This is a genomic window from Candidimonas nitroreducens, assembly GCF_002209565.1.
Lineage (GTDB): Bacteria > Pseudomonadota > Gammaproteobacteria > Burkholderiales > Burkholderiaceae_B > Candidimonas > Candidimonas nitroreducens.
This window is the reverse complement of sequence record NZ_NJIH01000006.1, coordinates 336938-362057: the sequence shown is the minus strand read 5'-3', so window position 1 is coordinate 362057 and position 25120 is coordinate 336938. Positions and strand designations below refer to the sequence as shown.

Genomic DNA, 25120 nt, shown 5'->3' with positions numbered 1-25120 from the left:
AACCCATGCTGCCCTTGCAGGACATCACCGTCGTCACCCTGGAACAGGCGATCGCCGCGCCTTTCTGCACCCGCCAGCTGGCCGATCTGGGCGCGCGCGTCATCAAGATCGAGCGGCCCGGCAGCGGCGACTTCGCGCGCGACTACGACGAGCGCGTGCGCGGCCTGTCGTCGCACTTCGTCTGGGTCAACCGTTCCAAGGAAAGCCTGACGCTGGATCTCAAGCACGACGCGGCCGCCGAGGTGATGCTGCGCTTGCTGGACAAGGCCGACGTGCTGGTGCAGAACCTGGCCCCCGGCGCCGCCGCGCGCCTGGGCTTGTCCTTCGATGCCTTGCACGAGCGCCATCCGGGCCTGATCGTCTGCGACATATCCGGCTATGGCGCAGACGGCCCGTATCGCGACAAGAAGGCCTACGACCTGCTCATCCAGAGCGAATCGGGCTTCCTGTCGGTGACCGGCACGGCCGACGAGCCCTCCAAGGCGGGCTGCTCCATCGCCGACATTGCCGCCGGCATGTATGCCTACAGCAATATCCTGGCCGCCCTGATCCAGCGCGGCAAGACCGGGCAGGGCCGGCGTATCGACGTGTCCATGCTCGAAAGCATGGCCGAGTGGATGTCCTATCCGATGTATTACAGCTTCGATGGGGCGCCCCCGCCGGCGCGCAGCGGCGCGGCGCACGCCACCATCTATCCCTACGGCCCGTTCGGCACCGGCGATGGCGGCACGGTGATACTCGGCCTGCAGAACGAAAGGGAGTGGCAGGTTTTCTGCCAGCAGGTGCTGCAGCGTCCGGAACTTGCGGCCGACCCGCGTTTTTCCTCGAACTCGCGCCGTTCGCAGGCGCGCGGCGAGTTGCGCGCGCTGATCCTGGAGGTGTTTGCGGGCCTTACGCTCGAACAGGTCGTGGCCCGCCTGGATGCCGCCAAGATCGCCAATGCGCGCATGAACGGCATGGCCGAAGTCTGGAGCCATCCGCAACTGGCGGCGCGGGAGCGCTGGGTCGAGGTCGGTACCCCGGCCGGCACTATCCCCGCGCTGTTGCCGCCGGGTGTGCCGGATGCGGCTTCGGCGCGCATGGATCCCATTCCCGCGCTGGGCCAGCACACCGGGGCGATCCTGGCCGAGCTGGGCTACGGCGAGCAGGCTGTTGCCGACCTGCGGGCGGCCGCGGCCGTTTGACGCAGGGCCGGAGCTGGGGTTTTCCACTAGGCCTTCGGCCCGCGGGGCCGCGGCGCCTGCGCCGCCCCGATCTGCGCGGCGGCGGAGCCGTATAAACATTGGAGCAAATAAGAGAGCTGGCACGAAAATGGGTTTATGATTAGGCCACAACACGACGTGAGGCCTAGTCAATGAAATCGCGCAGCCATATCGCCACTACCGGAACACCTGTGCGTCTCTCGGTTTTCCCGGCGGCGGCTGTTTTGCGCGGCACTTTGGCATGTATCGCCTCGAAAGACGTAGTGGCATCCGACACGCAACAATCCTGGCTCTTGGCTATGTCAAGGGCTTTTTTTGTGCCGGATCCGGCTGGCCGCGCATCACCGATGCGCTCCGGCCGCGTGGGCGCGCGCCGCGCAGTATGTCGGCTGGCGCCACGCAATCCATAGCAGGCGCCAGTCCGTGTATTGCGGCCGAGATCGCCCTTAGAACCTTGTTGTTAGACCTTTACAGGAGACAAAAGTGGATTCCCCTAGCAAAAACAAAACCAATTCCAGCATGGCCGTGCGCACCGGCCGGCGCGACTTCCTGCGCAGCGCGCTGATTGCCGGAGCGACACTGCCGTTCCCGGGCCTGGTGCTGGCAAAAGGCAGCGACGACGCGTTGCCGTCTTATTACCCGTCCGACTACCATTCCATCGTCGAGGCCTCGAAAAAAGAATCGGGCCTGACTATTTATTCCAATATGGACACCTACAACTGGGCGCCCATACTCAAGGGTTTCCAGAAAAAATACCCCTGGGTCAAAACCATCAAGTCCAATAACCTGAGCAGCGCCGAGGTCTTCGAGCGCTACTACAGCGAAGCCGCGACCGGCACTTCGCCCGCCAGCCTGATGGTGTCCGGCGACCCGACGAGCTGGGTGCGCATGGCCAAGAAGCAGGTGCTGCTCGACTACAAGTCGCCCGAGGTGGCCCACCTGCCCGATTTTGCCGAGCCCATGCCGAACCTGTATACCTTTTCGGCCGACCCCATCCTGATGGGGTACAACACGGCGCTGCTGTCCGAGAAAGACCGGCCGCAAGGCATAGGCCAGCTGCTCGAGCTGGTCACTAAAGATCCCAAGCGCTTCCAGGGCAAGATCACCACTTACGACATCGCCGTCAGCTTCGGTTTCGCGATTTTCTACAGCTGGCTGAAGGCCAATCCGGAGCACGGCTGGGACACCTTGGGCAAGCTGCTGTCGATGACCCGGCCCGAGCGCTCGTCGGGCCCCATGGTGAACAAGCTGCAGACCGGCGAAGACCTGGTCGGCTATTTCGTGTCGAGCACGGTGATCATTCCCCACGCCGAGAAGAGTTCGGGCCTGCTGGGCTGGAGCTATATCTCGGACGGCACGCCGATGTTCCTGCGCGGCATGGGCATACCCAAGACGGCGCCGCAAGCCAACACCGCCAAGCTGATGCTGGACTACATTCTGTCGCAGGACGGGCAGATCGCCGTGTACGACGGCGGCTTCACGCCATATCGCACGGGCCTGCCCGCCAAGGCCGCGCCGCGCACGTACGAGTCCATCGAGTCCAAGCTGGGCAAGAAGAACCTGGTCATCATCGGCTACGACGATGTGTCCAAGGAAGACGCGCAGAAGCTTACCCAGAAGTGGAAGAGTTATCTGAAGTAATGGCGGCACCGGAGTCCGGCCATTTTGCCGCAGGCGATACGTAAGCCGGCGGCCCGCAGCGAGGCGCCATGGGTGCCCGCTGCGGGCCGCGCAGCTTGCGCCGGGCCGGCCATGTATGAGGATAGCGATGGGGAGCCAGCGTGACTGACACGATTGCAAATAGCGCGCCCGGTGGAACGTACGGCCGAATATCGTATCGGCGTTTTCTGGGCAGGGGCAAAGGGTTCTGGATCCAGAGTGTGGTTTTCATCGTCGTCGTCTTTTTGGTCATCGGCGCGATATTCCCCATTATTTATCAGTCTTTCATCGACCGGCCGCTCTATGAGGCCGGCCAGCATTTCACCTTGCAGAACTACGTGCGGCTGTTTGAAGAGGCCGGGTTCTGGCAAGTGGCGTTCAACAGCTTTGCGTTCGCCGTGGCAACCACCGTGATCGCCCTGGTGATCGCGGTTATTTCATCGGTGGTGATCGTGCGCACCCGTGTCCCTTTAAGGGGCGCGATGGATGCGTGCCTGCTGCTGCCCACCTATATTTCTCCGCTGGTGCTGGCGTTCAGCTGGGTCTACATCTATGGCCCGGCGGGGTATGCCACGATCTTCGTCCAGTCCTTGATCGGCACCACTCCCTGGAACCTGTACACGCTGATGGGCATGGCCGTAACCGAATCGGTGGCCCTGGTACCCATCGGCTACTTGTACTGCTCGGGGGCGATGCATCAACTGGACTCGTCGCTGGAAAGCGCCGCGCGCACTTGCGGCGCCGGGCCCTGGACGGTGTTGCGGCGGGTGGTCTTGCCCATGATCCGGCCCCCGGTGCTGTATGCCGCGCTCTTGATATTCAGTGTTTCGCTCGAAACCCTGAGTATCCCGCTGTTGTACGGCGGCCCGGTCAACATAGAACTCTTCGCCAGCTTCATCTACACCAAGGGCCTGCTGGATCCGCATCCGGATATCGGCCTGCTGGGCGCCGCATCGGTGCTGGTGCTGTGCGTAATGGCGGTGCTGGTGGTCATCCAGTATCTGGCTCTCAAGAACGGCAAGCGCTTCATCAGCGTCAGGGGCAAGGCGGCGCGCCGCAGCACACTGAATCTCGGCGCCATTCGCTGGGTGGGTTTCGCTTTTGTGGCCCTGTACCTGCTGCTGGGCCCGATACTGCCCATGCTGGGGCTGGTGGTACGCGCCTTCACGCAGGTGCTTACGCCTTTGATCGCCCCGTACAAGGTGTTGACGCTAAGCAATTTCCAGACGGTATTTGCGGTTCAGCAGTATGTGGACTCCATCTGGTACAGCATCGTCATTGCCCTGATCGGCGGCGTGGTAACCACCTTGCTTGCCACCCTGGTCGTGCTCATCACCAAGCGTTCGCGCTTCGTGCTGGCCGGGCCGCTGGAATTCGTCGCCCTGGCTCCGCAGGTGGTGCCGGGCATCATCCTGGGCCTGGGGTTCTTCTGGATGTTTGCCCTGGTGCCTGGCATGCGGGTGCTGAACGGCACCCTGATCGGCCTGATGATCGCCTTCGGCATCCGGGCATTTCCCATGGCTTTCGGCGCCATCGCGCCCATTGTCATGCAGATCGGCACCGAACTCGACGCCGCGGCCCGCACCATAGGCGCCGACTGGTGGCTCACCTTCCGGCGGGTGCTGCTGCGCATGCTGGTGCCCGGGCTGTATGCTTCCTTCGTGCTGTTGTTCGTGCAGATGGTCAAGGAATTTACGCCGGCCATCTTCCTGGGATCCGCCGACAACCAGGTCATCGGCACGACCATGCTGCAGATGTGGCTGAACGGCAATACCGGCCCGGTGGCGGCGCTGTCCCTGGTGCAGATCCTGATTTGCGTGTTGTTCGTGGTGGTTGCGAAGAAAGTCCTTAAGGTGAACGCGAATGAATGAACTGGTGATAGACGGCGTCAGCAAAAGGTTTGGCAAATACGAGGCGCTGCGCGACATCCGCTTCACGGTGGCCGAGGGCGAGTTCTTCACCCTGCTGGGGCCCAGCGGTTGCGGCAAGACGACCATGCTGTCGTGCATAGCGGGGCTCGAAAAGCCCGACAGCGGCATCATCCGTGTAGGCAATACGGTGTATTGCGACGGCGCCACGGGGAAATTCCTGCAGCCCGAAGAGCGCAACCTGGGCATGGTGTTCCAGTCATACGCGCTGTGGCCGCATATGTCGGTCGCGGAAAACATCGCGCTGCCGCTGCAGCTGCGCAAGGTCAGCAAGGCCAAGCAGTCGAACCTGATCGATTCCGTGCTCGAACAAGTCGGTCTGCTCGAGCAGCGCGAGCGCTATCCGCACCAGTTGTCGGGCGGCCAGCAGCAGCGTGTGGCGCTGGCTCGCGCCCTGGTGTATTCGCCGTCTTTGCTGCTGTTGGACGAGCCGCTGTCGAATCTGGATGCCAAGCTGCGCGACAGCGCGCGCATATGGCTGAAGAAGCTGCAGAAAGAGGTCGGCGTCACGACCATTTACGTCACCCACGACCAGGCCGAGGCCCTGTCGCTAAGCGACCGCATCGCCGTCATGAGTACCGGCAACATGTTGCAGGTCGATACTCCCAAGCGCATCTACGAGCATCCGGTATCCGAGCGGGTGGCCGACTTCATCGGCCACTGCAACTTCTTTTCGGCGCGCGTCGTCGACAAACGGCCCGACCTGCATGTGCTGCAGGTGGGGGAAAATCTGCGCTTTGGCGTGTCGTCCGGCAAAGAAATGCCGGCCGACGGCGAAGTCCGCATCGGCATTCGTGCCGAGAAGCTGGAACTCCATCCCCGCGATGGCGTCGCCGCGGCGCCCGGTACCGTTGCCAACAGGGTGCCCGGTCGTCTCGATGAAATCGCCTATGTCGGCGACCACTACGAGTATCGCGTGGATGTGTACGGGCAAAAAATATTGGTAGAGAGCGCCCAGGAGTTCCCCATAGGCGAGGTCACCGTCGTAATACCCGAGAACGACGTCTACATATTGAAAGCCGACAAGAGCTGAATGGCAAAAGGCGCGAGCCGGCGGTTGGCGTGCGTCGGCTGCCCTTGAGTGCGGCCGCGCCTTGGCATCCGCTTACGTAAAAGGGTGCCGCCCCTTTGCTGCGTGAACCGTGTCGCCTAATCCAGGCGTTCAATGGCCTGGCTTGCGCATTGCCGCAGCAACTCGGACAAGGCGCCCTGTGCCAGCCGCAGGCCCGGCTCCAGGTCGGCCAGCGGCGCCAGCACGAATGCACGCTCGTGCATGCGGGGATGCGGCACGATCAGGTCGGGCGCCGCGATACGTTCATTGCCATACAGCAGCAGATCCAGGTCCAGTGTGCGGGGGGCGTTGCGGTAGGGGCGGGTGCGCCCGTATTGCAGCTCGATGCGCTGCAGTTCGCGCAGCAGTTGCCGGGCCGCCAGCGAGGTGCGCAGCGCCGCCACGGCATTGACGTAGTCGGGGCCGCCGGAGTCGACCGGCGCGCTGCGGTAGAAGGGTGACAGGCGCAGGTCGCTTACGCCCGGAATGCGTGCGATGTCGGCCGCGGCGTGGCGTAGTGTCGCACCGGCGTCGCCCAGATTGGCCCCCAGCCCGATGTACGCCTGCGTCATGCGGCTAGCCCTGGGCCGGGTTTGCTGCGCCGCCTTCTTCCTGGCCCGGTTTGCGCCGCGGGCGGCGGCGCCGCCGCGCCGGCCCGTTCGAGCCGCGCTGCTGCCGGCTTTGCTGCATGTGGGCTTCTATCATTTCGGCCCGCTGCCCATCGTCGGCATTGGCCAGATCCATCCACCACTGGGCCTGCACGCTGTCGACTTCGTGCGCCTCGGCGCGCAGCTGCAGGAAGTCGACCGCCGCGCGGAAACGCGGCTGGTCGAGCATGCGCCAGACGGCCTTGCCGCTGGCGCGTTCGAAGCGCGGCTGCATGAACCAGATCTCGCGCATATCGGACTGGTAGCGCCGCTGAATGGCGAGCTTGCGGGTCTGCTCTTCCATGACCGAGTCGGCCGCCTGGGTCAGCGCCTGCAGCGAGTGTTCGCCCGCGGCCATGGTCTGCTGCCAGCGCTTGTCCACCAGCTTCCAGAGCAGCGCGGCGAACAGGAAGCTCGGGCTCACTGTCTTGGCCGCCCGCACCCGGGCGTCGGTGCGTTCCAGCGCCAGTTCCACGAACTGTTCGCCGCCCGACTCTTCGAAGATCAGGTCGATCAGGGGCAGCAGGCCCTGATGCAGGCCGGCCGTGCGCAGCATGCGCAGGCAGTCCATGGCGTGGCCGCAGGTCAGCAGCTTGAGCATCTCGTCGAACAGGCGCGAGGCGGGCACGTTCTCGATCAGCGAGGCCAGCTTGCGTATGGGTTCTTTGGTGGCCGGGTCTATGGTGGCGTTGAGCTTGGCGGCGAAGCGCACCGCGCGCAGCATGCGCACCGGGTCTTCGCGGTAGCGTGTTTCGGGGTCGCCGATCATGCGCACGATGCGCTTGCGCAGGTCGCTGACGCCGTTGTGGAAGTCTATGACTTCTTCCTTGATGGGGTCGTAGTACAACGCATTGACGGTGAAGTCGCGCCGCACGGCATCTTCTTCGTGCGTGCCGAAGGTGTTGTCGCGCAGGATGCGGCCGTATTCGTCGGTTTCCTGGCCGGCGCTGGAGGGCGCGCGGAATGTCGAGGTCTCGATGATTTCCTGGCCGAACACCACATGTACCAGCTGGAAGCGCCGTCCTATGATGCGCGCGCGGCGGAACAGCGGCCGGATCTGTTCCGGCGTGGCGTTGGTGGCCACGTCGAAGTCTTTGGGCTGCAGGCCGACGATCAGGTCGCGCACCGCGCCGCCGACGATGTAGGCGGCGTACCCATGCTGGTGCAGCACTTCGCAGACCTTGATGGCGTGCCGCGAGACGTTGCGGCGATCGATGCCGTGTTTGTCGCGCGGCAGGCGCAGCGGCCCTTTTGCGGGAGCGGCGAAGAGCCGGCTGACGAAGTTTTTTATTGTTTCTGCAAGCATGTAGATGTGTCAGAGTGGTGTGTCCGGGTGCGTGGACACTGTGCCGGCGGTGCCGGCCAGCAGTTCGCGCAGCAGGGGCAGCGTGATGGCGCGCTGTTTTTCCATGGAATAGCGGTCGAGCGCGTCGAGCAACGCCGTCAGTTTACCCATGTCGCGCGCGTAGTGGGTCAATACCCAGTTCAGCACTTCGGCCGAAAGCTGCAGCCCGCGCTCTGCCGCGCGGCTGGCTAGCGCCGCCGCACGCTCGTCGTCGGACAGCAATTCCAGGCGGAAGCTGAGATCCCAGCCCAGGCGTGTACGCAGGTCTTCGCGCAGCGGCATGGCCATGGGCGCCCGCTCGCCGGCCACCAGCATGGCGTAGGCCTGCGGAGTGTGTGCAGCGGCGCGCCAGCGATTGTACAGCGCGAAGACCGCCGCCTGCCCGGCGGGCCCGAGGCTGCCGACGTCGTCCACCGCCACCAGCCGCGGCGGCGCGGCGTCGCCCGTGGCCAGTTCGTTCAGCGGCGCGGGGTCGTCCGTGGCACCGATATACAGGCAGTCGGGGGCTTCGCCCAGGGCGCGCAGCAAGTGCGTGCGCCCCGCGCCGGGCGGGCCCCACAGATAGACCGCGCGGCCCGGCTGCAGCTCGCGCAGAGCCTGCAGCGCGGCGCCATTCCCGGCGGCGATGAAGTTTTCCAGGGTGGGCCGGGGCGGCGGCAGCAGATCCAGTATGAGCTGGCGGCTCATCGGGGGGCGCCCGCCCGGCGGCGGCTGGGCCGGCATGTCGCAAACATCGTAAAATTGCTTCCTTTGGCCATTCGGCTATGTGGCTCTGTCTGTGCGGCGCTGTTTACCGGCGGCAGGCGGCCCGCCGGCTGCGTCGCGATTTCGCTCAACACGCAATTCTTGCACATCCCACGGCTTTTCTCATGACGAACAAAAAGACAGCTTCCCTGACGTACCGCGACGCGGGGGTCGACATCGACGCGGGCGAGGCGCTGGTCGACCGCATCAAGCCCCTGGCGGCGCGCACCATGCGGGCCGGTGTAATGGCCGGCATCGGCGGCTTCGGGGCGCTGTTCGAGGTGCCGCGGCAGATGCACGAGCCGGTGCTGGTGTCCGGCACCGACGGCGTCGGCACCAAGCTGCGCCTGGCCTTCGACTGGCAGCGCCACGACACGGTGGGCATCGACCTGGTGGCCATGAGCGTCAACGACATCCTGGTGCAGGGCGCCGAGCCGCTGTTCTTCCTGGATTATTTCGCCTGCGGCAAGCTGTCGGTCGACACCGCGGCGCGCGTGGTGGGCGGCATCGCCCGTGGCTGCGAACTGGCCGGCTGCGCCCTGATCGGCGGCGAAACGGCCGAAATGCCGGGCATGTACCCCGAAGGCGAGTACGACCTGGCCGGCTTCGCGGTGGGCGCGGTGGAAAAGTCGCGCATCATAGATGGTGCCTCCATCGCCGTGGGCGACGCGGTGCTGGGCCTGGCCTCCAGCGGCGCGCATTCCAACGGTTTTTCGCTGCTGCGGCGCATCCTCAAGCACGCCAACGCCAAGCCCACCCAGGAACTGGGCGGCAAGCCCTTGCTGGACGTGGTCATGGAACCCACCCGCATCTACGTCAAGCCGGTGCTGCACGCCCTGGCCGAACACGGCACGGACATCAAGGGCCTGGCCCACATCACCGGCGGCGGCCTGCTCGACAACGTGCCGCGCATCCTGGCCGACGGGCTGTGCGCCCGCCTGCATCGCGACGCCTGGCAAATGCCCGAGCTGTTTTCCTGGCTGCAGCGCAATGGCGGGGTGGACGATGCCGAGATGCACCGCGTCTTCAATTGCGGCATCGGCATGGTGATCGTGGTGCCGGCCGACCGTGCCGACGCCATAGCGGCCACGCTGCGCGCCCAGGGCGAGCAGGTCAGCCGCCTGGGCGAAATCGTCGAGCGCGAGCCCGGCGGGCCCCAGACCGTGGTGGTCTGAGCGGCGCCATAGCTTTTGCCCGGCGCTTTTGCCCGGCAAGCGGCTCTCGCCGGGCACGGCATCGGTGGGTTCATGGCTTGTAGCGGGCGAGCCCGGGCAAAGCGGCGCCCTGCGGCGCATCCCTATGATCCATAGGCTTGGCAGGACGCCGCGCCGCGTCATTCCATTTCTAAATCAACCATGCACTTTGTGAAGAGTTCCGGCCTCTCGGCCGGAGACTCTCCGCCACTATTCGGGGGCGCCTACGGCGCCGAAATGAACCAGGCCTCGCTCGCCCCCGCCCCAAAGGGCGGGTTCGCGCTCTGGCTCGTGGTCAGCTTCGCTTGCCGTACTAGGTGTACTGTCTGCGCTTCGCTTTCGCGTTCACGATTGATTTAGAAATGGAATCAGGGATGTGGCGCGTTGGCGCCCAGGATCCGTTCGATGGCCGCTACCACGCGTTCGGGCGCATCGGGCGCCAGGCAGTCGATCACGTGCCGTTCGGGCTGGGCGCGCAGCCAGGTCAACTGGCGCTTGGCCAGCTGGCGCGTGGCCGCAATGGCGCGCTCTATGGCCGTTGCCAGGTTCGTTTCGCCTTCCAGGTAGTCCCAGATCTGCCGGTAGCCTACGCAGCGTATCGAGGGCAGCCCGGGGTGCAGGTCGCCGCGGCCGTGCAGCGCGCGCACTTCCTCGATCAGGCCGGCCTCGATCATCTGCCGATAGCGTGCGGCGATGCGCGCATGCAGCGCCAGGCGATCCGAGGGCTCCAGGCTGATCGTGTGGTAATCGTAGGGATCCTCGGGCTGCGATGCGGCGCCCGCCAGCAGCGCCGACATGGGGCGCCCGGTAATGCGATAGACCTCGATGGCGCGCTGCAGGCGCTGGCTGTCGTTGGGGGCCAGCCGGCGCGCGGTGTCGGGGTCGAACACCGCCAGGCGCCGGTGCAGCTCGGGCCAGCCGTGCTGCCGGGCTTCCGCGTCGATGGCCGCGCGCACGGCCGCATCGGCCTGCGGCAGATCGCTCAGGCCCTCCCTGAGCGCCTTGTAATACAGCATGGTGCCGCCGCACAGCAGCGGGACGCGGCCGCGCGCGCGGATTTCCTCGATCAGCCGCAGGGCGTCGGCGCGGAACTCGGCCGCGGAATAGCTTTCGGCGGGATCGCGGATATCCAGCAGGTGCTGCGGCACCTGCCGCCTTTCCTGCGGCGTGGGCTTGGCTGTGCCGATGTCCATGCCGCGGTAGATCACCGCCGAATCCACGTTGACGATTTCCATCGGCCAGCGCTGCGCCACGGCCAGTGTGGTGGCGCTCTTGCCCGCCGCGGTGGGGCCGGCCAGGCAGACTATGGGTGTTTTCATTGGCCGCGCATGAAGAGCCGATCCAGCTCCGCCAGCGGCCACTGGATCCAAGTCGGGCGCCCGTGGTTGCATTGGTCGGCGCGTTCGGTCTGTTCCATGCGGCGCAGCAGCGCGTTCATTTCCTCTAGCGTCAGGCGGCGGTTGGCGCGCACCGAGCCGTGGCAGGCCATGGTCGACAGCAGTTCGTTGCGTTGTTCGGTAAGGCGCGGCGAGCTGCCCACGCTGCCCAGGTCGCGCAGCACCTCGCGCGCCAGGGATTCGATGTCGCCCTGGGCCAGCAGGGCGGGCACGGTGCGCACCGCCAGCGCGGCCGGGCCGGCGGCGCGGATGGTCAGGCCGAGCTCGTCGAGCATGGCCTCATGCTCTTCGGCCAGTCCGATTTCCTTCTCGGTGGCGTTGAACACCACCGGCACCAGCAGTTCCTGGCGCGGCAGGCTGCTGGCATCCATCGCCTGCTTGAGCTTTTCGTAGACCACGCGCTCGTGGGCCGCGTGCATGTCGACCAGCACCAGCCCATACCGGTTCTGGGCCAGTATGTAGATGCCGTGCAGCTGGCCCAGCGCCATGCCGAGCGGGAATTCGTCCGGGTCGGCCGGCTCGCTCGCGGTCGCGCCCGCAACGCCCGCGGGCGCGGGAACCGCGGGCTCGTCCAGTGGCCGGTACAGGCTTTGCCAGCCGGCGGCCCCTGCCGGCGTTGCCTCGCGCAGGCCCAGCGCGGCCTGGCGCATGGCCGGCCCGGGGTAGGCCTGCCCGCGTAAGGATGAGGCGGGCAAGGGGCGCCCGGCGTAGGGGCTCCCGGCGTAGGGACGGCCGGCCTGGAGTGGGCCGCCGCCCTCGCGCCCGGCGGCTTCGTACGAGGCGCCGGCGGCCGGCGGCCATGCCGCGCCGCCCGTGCCTTGCGCAGACGCAGCGGCGGATGCGGGACTGCCGGCGCCGCCTGCCGTCGTGCCGTCCACGGGCAAGCCTTGCGGCAGGCCGTCCGGCTGCGCCGCGCCCGCCTGCTGTTCGCCGCCGGTCAGCGCCAGCGCATCGCCCAGCGCCCGGGCGACAAAGCCGTGCACGGCGCCGCTGTCGCGAAAACGCACCTCGTGCTTGGCCGGGTGTACGTTGACGTCGACCATGGCCGGGGCGATGTCCAGGAACAGCACATAAGCCGGCTGGCGGTCGCCGTGCAATACGTCGCTATAGGCCTGGCGCACCGCGTGCGAGACGGTACGATCTTTCACGTAGCGGCCGTTGACGTAAAGATACTGCTGGTCGGCGCGCGCGCGGGCATAGGTGGGGCGGGTGATGAGGCCGCGCAGCGAGATCAGGCCGTGTTCGGCCCGCACTTCCAGCCCCTGCGCGCAGAATTCGTCGCCGAGCACGTCGCGGATGCGCTGCTGCATGCCGGCCGCGCGCCATTGGCGCTGCGGCTTGTCGTTGTGGAACAGGCGCATGGCGACGTGGGGGTGGGCCAGCGCGATGCGCCCGAGGATCTCTACGCAGTGCCCGTATTCGGTGGCCTCGGTGCGCAGGAATTTGCGCCGCGCGGGCACTTCGTCGAACAGCAGGCGCACGTCCACCGTGGTGCCCAGCGGCCCCGAGGCCGGCTCGGGCGCTGGCGCGCCGCGCCCGATCTGCCAGGCGTGCTCGGACTGCGCCGTGCGTGAGGTGATCGTCAGTTGCGCGACCGAGGCGATGGAGGCCAGCGCCTCGCCGCGAAACCCCATGGAGGCCACCGATTCCAGGTCTTGCAGGCTGGCGATCTTGCTGGTGGCGTGGCGCGTCAGGGCCAGCGGCAGTTCCTCGGGCGGAATGCCCGAGCCGTCGTCGCCGACGGCCACCCTGCGTATGCCGCCGCCCTCGAGCCGCACGTCGATGGCCCGGGCGCCCGCGTCGATGGCGTTTTCCAGGATTTCCTTCAGCACCGAGGCGGGCCGTTCGATCACCTCGCCCGCGGCAATCTGGCTGACCAGCAGATCGGGCAGGGTAGCGATGGGGCGGCGATCGGGCATGAAGCTTCCTTGGTGAATGTGGGTGGCGCCCGCGGCGCGGCGGACGGACGCTGCGGGCCGGGACTCCGTGGCCGGGAGCGGGGCTTGGGGGGCTAATACAGGCCCGGCCCCGAGCAGCCGACTCGCGGGGGCGGGCCGCCGGCCGGCCGTCACTGAATCAATTTTAGCCTTGCCGGCCGCAACCGGCCGCCTGCCGGCCGGGAGTACGCTATATTGCTGTATTTTCCCCGCCGGTATTTCACACCATGCCCGAAATCTTCAGCATGATTCTGCACATCGACCAGTTCATGGGAGCCTGGGTCGCGCAGTACGGGGCCTGGATCTACCTGGTGCTGTTCCTGATCATTTTCAGCGAGACCGGGCTGGTGGTGCTGCCCTTCCTGCCGGGCGATTCCCTGCTGTTCATCGCCGGCGCTTTCGGCGCCTCGGGGCTGATCGACTCTGGCCTGCTCACGGCCCTGCTGATCCTGGCCGCTGTCGCGGGCAATACCGTCAACTATATCGTCGGCCGCTACATCGGCCCGCGCGTGTTTTCCAGCAATTTTCGTTTTCTCGACCGGCACGCGCTGATCAAGACGCACGAATTTTATGAACGCCACGGCGGCAAGACCATCGTGTTGTCGCGTTTCCTGCCGCTGGTGCGCACCTTCGCGCCCTTCGTGGCCGGCGTGGGCAGCATGAATTTCCTGCGCTTCCAGCTGTTCAACATCGCCGGGGCGGTGCTGTGGGTGGGCGGGCTGATTCTGCTCGGGCACTTCTTCGGCAACGTGCCCATCATCAAAGAGCACCTCAATACCATCGTGCTGATAGGCGTGTGCGCGGCCGTCGTGCCGGTGGCGCTGGGAGCCCTCTGGAAGCTCTTCAAGCGCAAGAAGGCGGACGCTTAGGCGGGGGCGGGTGCCGCCCGCTGGCCAGCGGGTCTTGGCCTGGCCGGCGGGGCCGGCGCCACGCCGGCATCAGGCGCCGCGGCGGCGCCATCGCCGTTGCGCGCTGGCCCGGGGCCGGCACGGCGGCGTCAGGCGCGGCGATTCAGCGGCGGATTCGAAGCGAAATAGGTGTTGATGCCGCCCAGTATGGCGTGGGCGACCTTGTCCTGATAGGCGGGGCTGCGCAGGCGCCGCTCTTCGTCCGGATTGCTGATGAAGGCCGTCTCGACCAGAATGGACGGGATGTCGGGCGCCTTGAGCACCGCAAAGCCGGCGCGTTCCACGCGGCTGCTGTGCAGGCGGTTGAACTTGCTTATTTGTTGCAGCACATTGGAACCCAGCTTCATGGCGTCATGGATCTGGGCGCTGGTGGAAAGATCCAGCAGCACCTGCGCCACCTGCTTGTTGTGCGAACCCAGGTTCACCCCGCCGATCAGATCGGCGTCGTTTTCGCGCTTGGCCATCCAGCGTGCGGCGGAACTGGTGGCGCCGTGTTCCGACAAGGCAAACACCGACGAGCCCCGGGCGCTGGGCTTGATCCAGGCGTCGGCGTGGATGGACACGAACAGATCCGCCTTGACCCGGCGCGACTTCTGCACGCGCACGTGCAGCGGCACGAAATAATCGTTCTCGCGCGTCAGGTAGGCGCGCATATTGGGCTGTGCGTCGATGAGCTTTTTCAGGCGCCGTGCGATCAGCAGCACGATGTCTTTCTCGTGCGTGCCGGCGCGCCCGGTCGCGCCCGGATCCTCGCCGCCATGGCCGGGATCCAGCGCAACCAGCAGCGGCCGATCGGCGCTGGCGCTGCGCGGTGGCTCTTCGGGCTGGACGCGTGCGCTGCGCGGCAGCACCTGGCCCTGCACCGAGGGTATCGGCGCCTGGTCGGGAGAATTGCGCGCCAGGTTTTCCAGCACTTCGGCCAGCGGATCCTTGTCGCTGCCGCTGCCGTTGTCCAGGATGGCCAGCAGCGGATCCTGAGCCACCTTCGGGTACAGATCCAGCACCAGCCGGTATTTGTAGCCGCCCACCGGCTTCAGGGTGAACACCTGCGGCGCTACTGCCTGCTTCAAGTCGAACACCAGGCGAACCACGTCCGGCCGGTTTTGCGCCACTCGTACCGAGGAAATGTACGGGTCGTTCGGCCGCACCTTCGAAACCAGGTCGTTGATGGCGCGGTTCATGCTCAGTCCGTCGATGTCGACCACCAGACGGTCGGGATGCTCCAGCGTGAAGTGCTCGGCCTTGAGCTCGGTGTCCATTTCCAGCGTCACCCGGGTGTACTCGTCGGCCGGCCAGGTGCGCACGGCCAGGATGGTGCCTGCCATCGCCAGGCGCGGAATGACGGGCAGGGTGAGCAGGGTGGCGGCGGTCGCTACCAGGCGGCGCCGGGATTGTCCTCGGCGAGATATTTCTGCAGGGATGGGGCAAGCGTGATCAGCCATGATAGTCCTCTGTTGCTGTGCGCGGCTAGGCGAACATTGCGGCCGATGTCTGCGTACTCGAGGCTGATTTCGAGGTCGGGGGGCGGTAAGGAGTTACCTGCTTGCTCTGGCCATTCGATCAAAACCACAGCTTCTTTCTGCAAAATCTCTCTGAATCCGGCATCCAGCCATTCACGGGGATCTCTAAATCTATAGAAATCAAGGTGATAGAAGTATAAGTTAGAAAGTTTATAGCTTTCAAGTAGCGCGTAGCTCGGACTCTTGATTCTTCCCCGTATGCCGGCCGCCCGAAGAAAGGCGCGCGCGAAGCTGGTTTTGCCGGTGCCCAGGTCGCCGCGCAGGTGGATGCGGCCGCCCGGCACGGCGTCGGGCAGGCGCGGATCGGTGCCGCACAGCAAAGGAGCGAGCTGCTCTGCCAGCGCGATCGTATCGCTTTCGTCGTTCAATTTCAGGAAAATTGATTTCAATTCTTGTTTATCTGCCATGATGCCTCGCCAGAGTGGGTCAATGCGGCCCAACCATGATCCAGAACGGGATCGTGATGGCCGACAGCAAGGTGCCCAGGGACATGATCAGCGCCACCAGCCGGCCGTTGCCGCCCATGCGGGCCGCCAGCACGTGGGCCGAAGACGCCGTGGGCAAGGAGCCAAATAGCAACAGTGCCTGGCGCTCGACCAGCGACAGATGCAGGGCCCAGCCTATGAAAATCGCCGCCAGCGGGGTGGCGAACAGGCGCACGGCGATCATCCAGGCCGCCAGTTTCGCATGGCTCCTGCCGCCCGACAGCGACAAGGTGGCGCCGACGCACATCAGCCCGATGGCAATGGCGCAGGCACCCAGCCTGCCCAGCGTTACCGCCAGCGGCTTGGGCACGGGTATGCCCAGCAAATTCACCAGCAGCCCCAGTATGGTGGCAATAATGAAGGGGTTGCGCAGGATCTCGCGCAGCGCCTTGCCGCCATTGCTGCGCGCCAGCGCATGCACCGCCGCCATATTGCTGACGGGTACCGCGATTCCGGCCAGCACCGCCATGGTCGTCTGCCCGGCCGCGCCCGCGATCGAGCCCGCCAGCGACAAGCCTATATAGGTATTGAAGCGGAAGCCGCACTGGACGACCGAGGCGTGCGCGGCCGGGTCGGAGCGCAGCACCGGCAGGGCCAGCCAGGCCATGGCGATGGCGCAGGCCATTACCGCCAGCGAGGCCTCGGCCAGCGTCGAGGCGCTGCCCAGGCTCAGGGGCGTCTGGGTAATCGAATGGAACAGCAGAGCGGGAAACAGCACGAAGTACACTAGCTGCTCGGCGCCCCGGAAGAATTCCGCGGAAAACTTGAGTTTGTGAAACAGCAGCCAGCCCAGGCCTATCAGCAGGAAATCGGGCAATACAAGGGGAATGACGGACATGAAACCGTGTGTCCGCAAGTACTGCGGACGGTCTTAGGGTAATTGCGGCGTAGCCGCAAGAGGAAATAATGGTTATTCTCGCGCCTTTGCGGCGATGGGCGCTGCAATCCGAGGCGCGCGAGCGCCCGATGATTATATATGCCTAGAGGAGAAGTACTTATGGTTGCCAAATCACTGAAAAAAATGGGTGCATTGACCCTGATTGCCGGGTCTTTTTCCGTGCTGGCTCTGCCTGCGCAGGCCGCCGGGTACCCCAACCACTCCATACGCGTCATTGTGCCTTTCGCCCCTGGCGGCTCCACCGACATCGTTGCGCGCATCGTCTCGCAGCGCATGAGCGAGATCCTGGGCCAGCCCCTGGTCATCGAGAACAAGGGCGGAGCGGGCGGCGCCATCGGCGCGACCGAAGCCGCGCGCGCCAAACCCGACGGCTATACGCTGTCGATCGCCACGGTCTCCACCATGGCCGTCAACCCGGCTTGCCGCCCCAAGGATCTCACCTATAAGCCCCTGACCGACTTCATGCCGGTCACCAACTTCGCCAACGTGCCCAACGTCATCGAAGTCAACCCGAAATTCCCGGCCAAGAACTTCAAGGAATTCGTGGCCGTGCTGAAGAAGAACCCGGGCAAGTATTCCTTCGGCAGCTCGGGCACTTGCGGCGTGCTGCACCTGTTCGGCGAAGCCTTCAAGATGGCCACCGGCACGCAGATCGTGCACGTGCCCTACAAGGGCTCGGGCCCGGCGGTGACCGACGCGGTCGGCGGCCAGATCGAGATCCTGTTCGACAACATGCCCTCGTCCATGCCGCAGATCCAGGCCGGACGGCTGCGCGCCATGGCCATCGCATGGCCGCAGCGCCTCAGCGAGCTGAAAGACGTTCCGACCCTGGCCGAGGAAGGCTATCCCCAGCTGAACCAGCCGGCCTGGTACGGCCTGCTGGCGGTCAAGGGCACCCCGCCGGAAATCATCGACACGCTGTACAAGGCGGCGTCCAAGGCGCTGAAAGACCCCAAGGTCGTCGCAGCCCTGCAAAAGCAAGGTGCCGAGCCCTCGGGCAATACCCCGGCCGAATTCGGCAAGGAAATCAAAGAGCAATACGACTGGGCCCACGACGTCGTGGCCAAGGGCCATATCGAGATGAAGTAAGCGTGCAGGCGCGGGCCCGGCTTCGTGTTCGTGCCGGCCGCGCATCGCAGGGCTACGCCCGCAACCATGCCCGGCAGCGCCACTCGCGCCCGCCGGGTTTTTCTTGTCCACCTGGCGCTGTCGCGGCTCCGGAAGCCGCGCCACTTCTTGCTATACTTCGTCCCGAGGTACGTCTCCATAGTTAAATGGATATAACTTTCCCCTCCTGAACAATTGGGCACCCGGCGCCGAAAGGGCCGGCGTGAATGCGCTTAACGTCGGTGAACCCCCTGTGTAAACGAGGCAATACCGAGCGAAGCCTGCCTGCGGCAGGAACGTGTAGAGACTCGACAGGCGCAACCTGCAGCCCGCCGCCCGCGGCGGGCATGGTTAAGATAGAGTCCAGACCACAAACCGCAAGGGCGATGAAAATCGTAGTGGCAAGAAGGGAAGATTGCAGGTTCGATTCCTGCTGGAGACGCCAGCTCCTTAAGGGGAGCAGGCCCGGGCCTTAAGCCCCACGCCCCGGGCGGCCGCGAGCCGCCAGCCGCTTGTCCAGCCGCGGGTATACGCGCCGGGCATTGCCTTCGAAGATTTTGTAGCGATCGTCCGCGCCGAGCGCGGGCAGCGCGTCGACGTAGCGCTTGGTGTCGTCGTAGTTGTGGCCGGTCTCGGGATCCACCCCCTTGACGGCGCCCAGCATCTCGGAGGCGAACAGAATGTTTTCCACCGGGATCACCTTTGCCATCAGTTCCACCCCAGGAAGGTGGTAGACGCAGGTGTCGAAAAATACGTTCTTCAGCAGGTATTCGGACAGCAGCGGCTTCTTCATCTGCTGGGCCAGGCCGCGGTAGCGGCCCCAATGGAAAGGCACCGCGCCACCGCCGTGCGGGATGACGAATTTCAGGTCGGGAAAGTCCTTGAACAAATTGCCCTGCAGCAGCTGCATGAAAGCGGTGGTGTCGCCGTTGATGTAGTGCGCGCCGGTGTAGTGGAAGGCCGGATTGCATGAGGACGAGACGTGGATCATCGCCGGGACTTCCAATTCCTCCAGCTTCTCGTACAGGGGATACCAGTAGCGGTCGGTCAGCGGCGGGTCTGTCCAGTAGCCGCCGGTGGGATCGGGGTTCAGGTTCACACCGACAAAGCCCAGCTCTTCGACGATGCGCACGAGTTCCGGAATGCAGTTCTTGGGCGCCACGCCCGGGTATTGCGGCAGCTGGCCGACGGGCGCGAAGTTGTCGGGAAATAGTGTGCAGACGCGATGGATCAGGTCATTGGACAAGGTAGTCCATTGCTTGCCGGTCTCTTCCGTGCCGACGTGATGCGCCATGCCGGAGGCGCGCGGCGAGAATATCGTCAGGTCGCCGCCGCGTTCGCGCTGCAGCTTGAGCTGCGGGGCCACGGATTCGCGCAGGGCGTCGTCGGAAATGCCCAGGTCGGTGGTGGCGGGGCGCCGCGACGGATCCGCCAGCCCGGCCAGTTGCTTGTCGCGAAACTGGTGCATCGCCTGCGGCTCGGTGGTGTAGTGGCCGTGGATATCGATGATCAGGGGGGATTTGCTCGGGTCGCTCATAGGAAAATTCCAGGTGTGGGTTTGGCTGTTGTCAGTCGACGCGCGCCACGGACGAACACGGATGCGTTGTCGTCGATGCCGCTCGTGGATGTGTCCTTGCCATGCCGTGTGCCGCACTAGGCGGGAGTCGGGCCGCACGATGTGCCGGCTGGCGCCAGGCTGCACGTGAACGTGGGAATCTTACTCTGTTCCGCGATATCGAGAAATGCGACGGCTTGCAGCTTGGCCTGGTGTTGCAGGACAAGCTGCAAGCGTACTGCCTTCCGGTCTTCTTATTCGGGTTTGATGCCTATGGCCTGCAGCTCCTTCTGCCAGCGTGCCGTATCTTTGACAGCCCAGTCGGTGAATTCTTCGGGAGTGCTGCCGATAAGAGAAAAGCTGAGCCCCTCGAGCTGCTTGCGGACATCCGGCATGTGCAGAACCTCGACGAACTTGGCGCTGAGCTTGTCGACAATGGCTTTGGGCGTCTTCGCGGGCACCAGCACGCCATAGCAGGTATTGACATCGAACCCCGGATATCCCGACTCTGCCAGTGTCGGAACGTCCGGAACCAGCGGGAGCCGTTTGGCCGATGTCACCGCCAGGGCGTGGACACGGCCGGATCGGGCATACGGAATCATTTCATGCGGCGCGGAGAACACAAGATTGACCTCTCCGGCAATTGCCGCCCTGTTGGAAAGCCCGGCACCCTTGTATGGCACGTGAATCATTTTGATCCCGGCCATCTTTTTGAACAATTCGGCGGAAAGATAGCTGGTGGTGCCGATGCCGGAAGAGGCATAGGTCAGGCCATTGGGGTGTTGCTTGGCATAATCGACCAGCTCCTTGACCGATTTCAATGGCAAAGAGGCATTCACGACCAGCATGTTGGGGGCGCAGGCCAGCAGCGACACGCGTTCGAAGTCCTTCATGGTGTCGTAGGGCAGCTTCTTGTAGAAAAATGGATTGACCGTGTAGCCGCCTGCCACGATAAGAACGGTATAGCCGTCCGGCGCCGCCTGGGCAACCGCGGCGCTGCCGATGATTCCGCCGGCGCCGGGACGATCTTCGACGACTACGGACTGGCCCCAGCTTTGTGTGATCTTGGGGCCGATGAGCCGCGCCAGGGTGTCTATGCCTCCGCCTGCCGAAGAGGGCGCGATGATCCGGATGGGTCTGTCGGGGTAGTTCGCGGCCTGTTCGGCCGCGCCGCCGCCCGCCGCCATCGCGTGGCAGGATGCCGCGAGCAGCGTTGTGCCCAGCAAGGCACGCAAGGTGGAAAATTTCTCGTTTCGCATCGTTGTCTCCTGTGTTCCTGGTTTGTGTGTCGCTGTCACTGTGGCAGCGGGTGCTCGATGATGTGCTCGGCAGCCCGCAGCGCCGTGACGCCGGATTTGACGAGCCCTCCTACGTATCCCCCTTTGTTGCCGCCCTCCAGCCCGCCCGTGGCGCAGCCCACCGCGTACAGGCCGGGGATGTGCTGGTCTTCTGTAGCGTTCAATACCTGCCCATTGCCGTTGATCGATATGCCGCCCATGGTGTAGGTGATGCCTGCGCAGACGGGGAACGCATAGAAAGGCGCGGTTTCAATGGGGTGGGCGGTATATTTGTCCGTAGTCCGGGAAGGTACGAGATGCGCCGTGGCATGAGCCTTGACGGCCGAGTTGTGCTCGTGCACGAGCGCTTGCAGGCGCTCTGGATCGAGGCCGCATTGTTGCGCCAGCCCCTCTATGGAGTCCGACCGGTGCATTGTTGCGCCGGCCTTCGACAAATACGGGTTGGGCGACACCAGGCGAACCGCCCCGCATTCCGTCCAGATGCGCTGATCCGCAATAAGCATTTTGTCCAAGGGGTCGGGCGATGCCGCAATGGCATTGGCTATCGCGACGCCGCCCAGGCCTTCGTCGATGAAGCGTTCGGCGTGCTTGTCGACGATGACGCCGGCGGTGGCGATATAGTCCAGATAGGGATACGGCCAGAGCTTGTCGTTGGTGAATACATCTCGGGAAAGTATGTGGCCGTAAAACCCTTCGAGGCCGGAGATCCCGGCGCCGACGTCTTGGGCCATGCGCAGGCCGTCGCCGACCCCCGTGCCCGCGTTGCGCTGGAATACCCCTTCCGGCTTCGGCGCGATCGCCTGTCGTATCAGCGCTTCGTTGGCCTGGAATCCCCCATCGGCAATGACGACCGCTGCGGCCGTGGCCGTGAATTGCCGCCCTGTCGCGGTTTCACCGCTTACGCCGGTAATCAGGCCGCTTTTGTTTTCCAGCCGGAGGGCCTTGTGGCCCCGTAGGACGGTTCCTCCGAGGCGCAGCAGTTCGGCCTCGAAGGTGCGCAGCATCAAGTCTCCGCCGCGTCCCCTCCATTCACATCCTTGCGGTGTGACCGAGGGCGGGGACAGTACGAAACTTTGATAGCTGTACGGCCCTTTGATGAAGCGGATTCCGACAGATTGCATCCATCGCACGACTCTGGCCCCGTCCTGGGCCACTGCCTTTGCCAGATCCGTACGCGCGGTACCGGCGGTGGACTCGACGATTTTCGAATACAGCACATCGGGATCGGACAGGATGTCGGTGGCGCAGCAGTGCCAGACGCCCGCAGTGAGCCTGGAGTTGCAGAGGTAGCGATCTTCCGTGAGTTGTTCGAGCACGATTGCGCGCAGGCCGCTTTGCGCGACGCGAACCGCCGCAATCATCCCGGAAACGCCCGCGCCGATGACGACTACATCGCATGTGATGGGTTCCGGCGCGGTCATGGTTCATCCCGTACATAGAGTTCGCCAGGCGAACGTTGGATGGGGTACAAGCTCATGGGCGGTTCGGTATGCATGGCTTTCCTTGTCGAGGGTGTTTCCGTTCGTGCGCGCATCGTTGCGCACAGGCTTACCGGCCCTTGAATACCGGCTTGCGTTTTTCCTTGTATGCCTGGATGGCTTCTCGGTAGTCTTCAGTGCACTGCACGACAGCCATGTGGCCGGCCACCGCGTCCAGGCTGGTGCGCAGGTCGGTGCGCATCGACTGATACATGAGCTTCTTGATGTCGCGCAGCTGTATCGGCGGCCCTTCGGCAATGCGCTGGGCGAAGGCCATGAATTGCTCCTTGAATTCGCCGTCGCCATATACATGGTTGACCAGGCCCAGCTGCAAGGCTTCTTCCGCTGAAACGAAATCCCCGATCCACATCAATTCCAGGGCGCGCGCGGGGCCGACGAGCCGCGGCAGGAAATAGCAGCCGCCGTTTCCGGGCAGCAAGCCCACGCGGATATATCCTTCCGAGAAGCGGGCCGAGGCGCTGGCCAGGCGCAGATCGCACATCAGCGACAGATCCATGCCCGCTCCCACGGCGGCGCCGTTGACCGCCGCGATCAGCGGTTTCTCGAAGTCCTCCACGGCGCGCGCGACGCGATGAGTGACGGTCTGCAGGCGCGTGCGCCTTTCCAGCGGCGTGGGGTCGCCTTGGGCGCGCTCGCCGGCGCGCCGCCCCATGTCGCCTCCCGAACAAAACGCGTTGCCTGCGCCAGTGATGACAAAGCAGCCGATCAGGGGGTCATTGTTCGCCGTATAGAGGGCATCGCGCAGCCCCTCCAGCATGTCTTCGCTCAATGCGTTTTTTTTCTCGGGGCGGTTCAGGCGCGCAATCATCACGCGGCCGGCGGTGCTTAGTTCTAGATCGGGCATGGCGTATCCTGGTGGTTTATCGGTGTTCGAGCCGAAAGGGCTCAAGGGCTTGTTTTCGCGCGATGTCTTGCATGTTCCGCGCGTGCTTCGGCGATGGCCGCTTGCATGGCGCGGTTGATCCAGCGCTTGTTGTCGGCGAAGGCGTGCGCGTCTTTCGCGCCCAGCGATCGGGCCAGCGCATCGGCCGCTGACGGCAGCTCGCTGCGCGCCACAACGGCGCGAACCAGCCCTCGGGCCCGGGCATCCGCGACGTCCAGCGGCCGGCCGCTCTGGATCAGATCCAGCGCGAGCGCCCGGCCGCCCGCCACCGCCAGAATGTTCGAGCCGGAAAAAGAGGCGATGCCGATGTCGATCTCGGGCAGCGAAATAGCGGCGGATTCGACCGCCACGCAGGCATCGGCCAGCAGCGCGAGCATGGCGCCGCCGCCCACCGCGCTGCCATTCAGGGCGGCCACGATGGGCTTGGGCGTATCCAGAACGGCGTCCTGCAAGGCCGCCAAGGCGTGCGAGCGCCGCTCGCGCTGGCGAGCCTGGTTGCCGTCCTCAGGCTTCTCGCGTATGTCTACTCCCGCGGTGAAGACGCGTTCGCCCGCCCCGGTCAGCACTATGGCCTTGATTTCAGGGTCGCGGCCTGCCTGGACGATGGCAGCCGTGGCGCGCTCCATCATGCGTACCGTCATCGCGTTTGCCTTCGAGGGGCGATTAAAAATCACCCACATATTGGCGTCATGCATTTCGGTAAGTAGCGTTTCGTCGTTTAGTTCCATGGTCGGTTCGTCAAGAAACATAGGGTGAATGAGGGGCTGCCTGTCCCGGCATGCGATGGCTCTCAGGCGGCCGGGGCCGGCCCCGGGACGAAGGAATCCGCATAGAATTCTTCAGGGGGCAGGCCGCGCTGCGTGGTGAATTCGCTGCGGGCAGAGTCGACCACCACCGGCGCGCCGCAGGCATAGACCTGGACGCCGGACAGATCGGGGAAGTCTTCCATCACTGCGCGGTGCACGAAACCGGTACGCCCCGTCCACCCGTCGTCGGGCCGGGCCTCGGACACCACCGGCACATAAGACAGGCCTCGCTCGACCCAGCTATTCGCCAAGCCGTTCAAGTACAGATCCGCGGGGCGCCTGCCGCCCCAATACAGGATCATGGGGCGCTCGCAGCCCCGGTGCAGGGCGTTTTCGATCATGGCCTTGATGGGGGCGAAGCCGGTACCGCTGCCAACGAAGATCATGGGCTTGTCGCTGTCTTCGCGGACGAAGAAGGTGCCCAGCGGCCCTTCGAAACGCAGCAGGTCGTTGACCTTCATGGCCGTGAACACATGGGTGCTGAAGGGGCCGCCGTAGTTGCGCAAATGCAGCTCGAGCCATCCCTGGCCGTGCGGCGCATTGGCCAGCGACAGGCTGCGCCGTATCTTGGGGTTCATCACGATGTCGATGTACTGGCCGGGGAGGAACCTGAGTTCGTGGCCGGCCGGAAGCTTGAGCCGGATGCGCATGACATCGGGCGCCAGGCGTTCGAGTTCCAGTACGCGCGACACCATTTTCCGGACAGGTATGCCTGCGGCGGCGGCGATGACTTTGCACTCGATCGTCACTGCCGACCGAGGCTTTGCCTGGCACAGCAGCGCATAGCCCTGTTCCCGTTCCCGTTCGGATAGGGCGGCTGCCTGATACTGCCCGCGGTCGACGACGCCGTGCACGATTCTGGCCTTGCAGGTGCCGCATACGCCGTTGCGGCAGCTGTGGGGCAAAGCCATTCCCGCCTTCAGCGCGGCGGCCAGCAGGCTTTCGTCGCGGTGCACCTCTATCGTGCGGCCTATGGGCTCGCAGGTGAGCGGAAATGTCTCTTGCGCATTCGATGTTTGAGTCATTGCGATTTCCTGCACCCGGGCCGCTGCCGGCCC

General features: G+C 65.0%; 21 protein-coding genes. 7 read left to right on the top strand and 14 right to left on the bottom strand.

Features of this window, described 5'->3' with window-relative positions:
* The first annotated feature begins 5 nt into the window (after positions 1 to 5).
* From CEY11_RS11800 to CEY11_RS11785, 4 genes are all read left to right on the top strand, one after another.
* Positions 6 to 1184 (top strand): CaiB/BaiF CoA transferase family protein, encoded by a 1179-nt coding sequence (locus CEY11_RS11800; protein WP_088603579.1) that lies wholly within the window; start codon positions 6 to 8, stop codon positions 1182 to 1184.
* Positions 1185 to 1685: 501 nt separating this feature from the next.
* Positions 1686 to 2843 carry an ABC transporter substrate-binding protein gene (locus tag CEY11_RS11795; RefSeq protein ID WP_088603578.1) on the top strand — a complete coding sequence of 386 codons (1158 nt, stop codon included), beginning with the start codon at positions 1686 to 1688 and terminating at the stop codon, positions 2841 to 2843.
* A 239-nt stretch (positions 2844 to 3082) separates the two neighbouring features.
* On the top strand, positions 3083 to 4732 hold the full coding sequence (locus CEY11_RS11790) for an ABC transporter permease (protein ID WP_198958887.1): 1650 nt from the start codon (positions 3083 to 3085) through the stop codon (positions 4730 to 4732).
* Positions 4725 to 5822 (top strand): ABC transporter ATP-binding protein, encoded by a 1098-nt coding sequence (locus tag CEY11_RS11785; RefSeq protein ID WP_088603577.1) that lies wholly within the window; start codon positions 4725 to 4727, stop codon positions 5820 to 5822. The genes CEY11_RS11790 and CEY11_RS11785 overlap by 8 nt, the downstream gene beginning before the upstream one ends.
* A 116-nt stretch (positions 5823 to 5938) precedes the next feature.
* Here CEY11_RS11785 and folK read toward each other — a convergent pair whose 3' ends face one another.
* From folK to hda, 3 genes are read right to left on the bottom strand one after another with little or no spacing between them, the layout of a single operon-like run.
* Positions 5939 to 6412 (bottom strand): 2-amino-4-hydroxy-6-hydroxymethyldihydropteridine diphosphokinase, encoded by a 474-nt coding sequence (gene folK / locus CEY11_RS11780; RefSeq protein ID WP_088603576.1) that lies wholly within the window; start codon positions 6410 to 6412, stop codon positions 5939 to 5941.
* Between the two features lie 4 nt (positions 6413 to 6416).
* Positions 6417 to 7793, bottom strand: coding sequence for a polynucleotide adenylyltransferase PcnB (gene pcnB / locus CEY11_RS11775; protein ID WP_088603575.1), 1377 nt, complete (start codon positions 7791 to 7793; stop codon positions 6417 to 6419).
* Positions 7794 to 7802: 9 nt separating this feature from the next.
* Positions 7803 to 8519: a DnaA regulatory inactivator Hda gene (gene hda, locus CEY11_RS11770; RefSeq protein WP_088603669.1), complete on the bottom strand. Its 717-nt coding sequence runs from the start codon at positions 8517 to 8519 to the stop codon at positions 7803 to 7805.
* 182 nt (positions 8520 to 8701) lie between these two features.
* On the opposite strand from hda, the gene purM reads away from it, so the two are divergent.
* Positions 8702 to 9751, top strand: a complete 1050-nt coding sequence (gene purM / locus CEY11_RS11765; protein WP_088603574.1) for a phosphoribosylformylglycinamidine cyclo-ligase — start codon at positions 8702 to 8704, stop codon at positions 9749 to 9751.
* Positions 9752 to 10137: 386 nt separating this feature from the next.
* Here the strand turns inward: purM and miaA are convergent, their stop codons facing one another.
* Positions 10138 to 11088: a tRNA (adenosine(37)-N6)-dimethylallyltransferase MiaA gene (miaA, locus tag CEY11_RS11760; RefSeq protein WP_088603573.1), complete on the bottom strand. Its 951-nt coding sequence runs from the start codon at positions 11086 to 11088 to the stop codon at positions 10138 to 10140.
* Positions 11085 to 13085, bottom strand: a complete 2001-nt coding sequence (gene mutL, locus CEY11_RS11755; RefSeq protein ID WP_088603572.1) for a DNA mismatch repair endonuclease MutL — start codon at positions 13083 to 13085, stop codon at positions 11085 to 11087. The genes miaA and mutL overlap by 4 nt, the downstream gene beginning before the upstream one ends.
* A 245-nt stretch (positions 13086 to 13330) precedes the next feature.
* Between mutL and CEY11_RS11750 the strand changes: the two genes are divergently transcribed.
* Entirely contained in the window at positions 13331 to 13972 is a 642-nt protein-coding gene (locus tag CEY11_RS11750) for a VTT domain-containing protein (RefSeq protein WP_088603571.1), read from the top strand.
* A 128-nt stretch (positions 13973 to 14100) separates the two neighbouring features.
* Here CEY11_RS11750 and CEY11_RS11745 read toward each other — a convergent pair whose 3' ends face one another.
* From CEY11_RS11745 to CEY11_RS11735, 3 genes are read right to left on the bottom strand one after another with little or no spacing between them, the layout of a single operon-like run.
* Positions 14101 to 15453 (bottom strand): N-acetylmuramoyl-L-alanine amidase, encoded by a 1353-nt coding sequence (locus CEY11_RS11745; protein ID WP_088603570.1) that lies wholly within the window; start codon positions 15451 to 15453, stop codon positions 14101 to 14103.
* Positions 15384 to 15938: a tRNA (adenosine(37)-N6)-threonylcarbamoyltransferase complex ATPase subunit type 1 TsaE gene (gene tsaE, locus CEY11_RS11740; RefSeq protein ID WP_088603569.1), complete on the bottom strand. Its 555-nt coding sequence runs from the start codon at positions 15936 to 15938 to the stop codon at positions 15384 to 15386. Before tsaE ends, CEY11_RS11745 begins: the two co-directional genes overlap by 70 nt.
* 19 nt (positions 15939 to 15957) lie before the next feature.
* Positions 15958 to 16854: an AEC family transporter gene (locus tag CEY11_RS11735; protein WP_088603568.1), complete on the bottom strand. Its 897-nt coding sequence runs from the start codon at positions 16852 to 16854 to the stop codon at positions 15958 to 15960.
* Between the two features lie 183 nt (positions 16855 to 17037).
* Between CEY11_RS11735 and CEY11_RS11730 the strand changes: the two genes are divergently transcribed.
* On the top strand, positions 17038 to 18003 hold the full coding sequence (locus tag CEY11_RS11730) for a tripartite tricarboxylate transporter substrate binding protein BugE (protein ID WP_233154855.1): 966 nt from the start codon (positions 17038 to 17040) through the stop codon (positions 18001 to 18003).
* A 490-nt stretch (positions 18004 to 18493) separates the two neighbouring features.
* Here the strand turns inward: CEY11_RS11730 and CEY11_RS11725 are convergent, their stop codons facing one another.
* The 6 genes from CEY11_RS11725 to CEY11_RS11700 form a co-directional block, all read right to left on the bottom strand.
* The gene (locus tag CEY11_RS11725; protein ID WP_088603668.1) at positions 18494 to 19534 is read right to left on the bottom strand and encodes an amidohydrolase family protein; all 1041 of its coding nucleotides are present in this window, start codon (positions 19532 to 19534) and stop codon (positions 18494 to 18496) included.
* Positions 19535 to 19830: 296 nt separating this feature from the next.
* Complete coding sequence (locus CEY11_RS11720) at positions 19831 to 20835, bottom strand: tripartite tricarboxylate transporter substrate binding protein (protein WP_088603566.1); 1005 nt, start codon at positions 20833 to 20835, stop codon at positions 19831 to 19833.
* Positions 20836 to 20870: 35 nt separating this feature from the next.
* Complete coding sequence (locus CEY11_RS11715; RefSeq protein ID WP_088603565.1) at positions 20871 to 22295, bottom strand: FAD-dependent oxidoreductase; 1425 nt, start codon at positions 22293 to 22295, stop codon at positions 20871 to 20873.
* Between the two features lie 127 nt (positions 22296 to 22422).
* A complete protein-coding gene (locus CEY11_RS11710; RefSeq protein ID WP_088603564.1) occupies positions 22423 to 23217 on the bottom strand; it encodes an enoyl-CoA hydratase-related protein in 795 nt (264 codons plus the stop codon).
* Between the two features lie 41 nt (positions 23218 to 23258).
* Positions 23259 to 23984: an enoyl-CoA hydratase/isomerase family protein gene (locus CEY11_RS11705; RefSeq protein ID WP_088603667.1), complete on the bottom strand. Its 726-nt coding sequence runs from the start codon at positions 23982 to 23984 to the stop codon at positions 23259 to 23261.
* Between the two features lie 62 nt (positions 23985 to 24046).
* The gene (locus CEY11_RS11700) at positions 24047 to 25087 is read right to left on the bottom strand and encodes a CDP-6-deoxy-delta-3,4-glucoseen reductase (protein WP_088603563.1); all 1041 of its coding nucleotides are present in this window, start codon (positions 25085 to 25087) and stop codon (positions 24047 to 24049) included.
* Positions 25088 to 25120 lie beyond the last annotated feature (33 nt).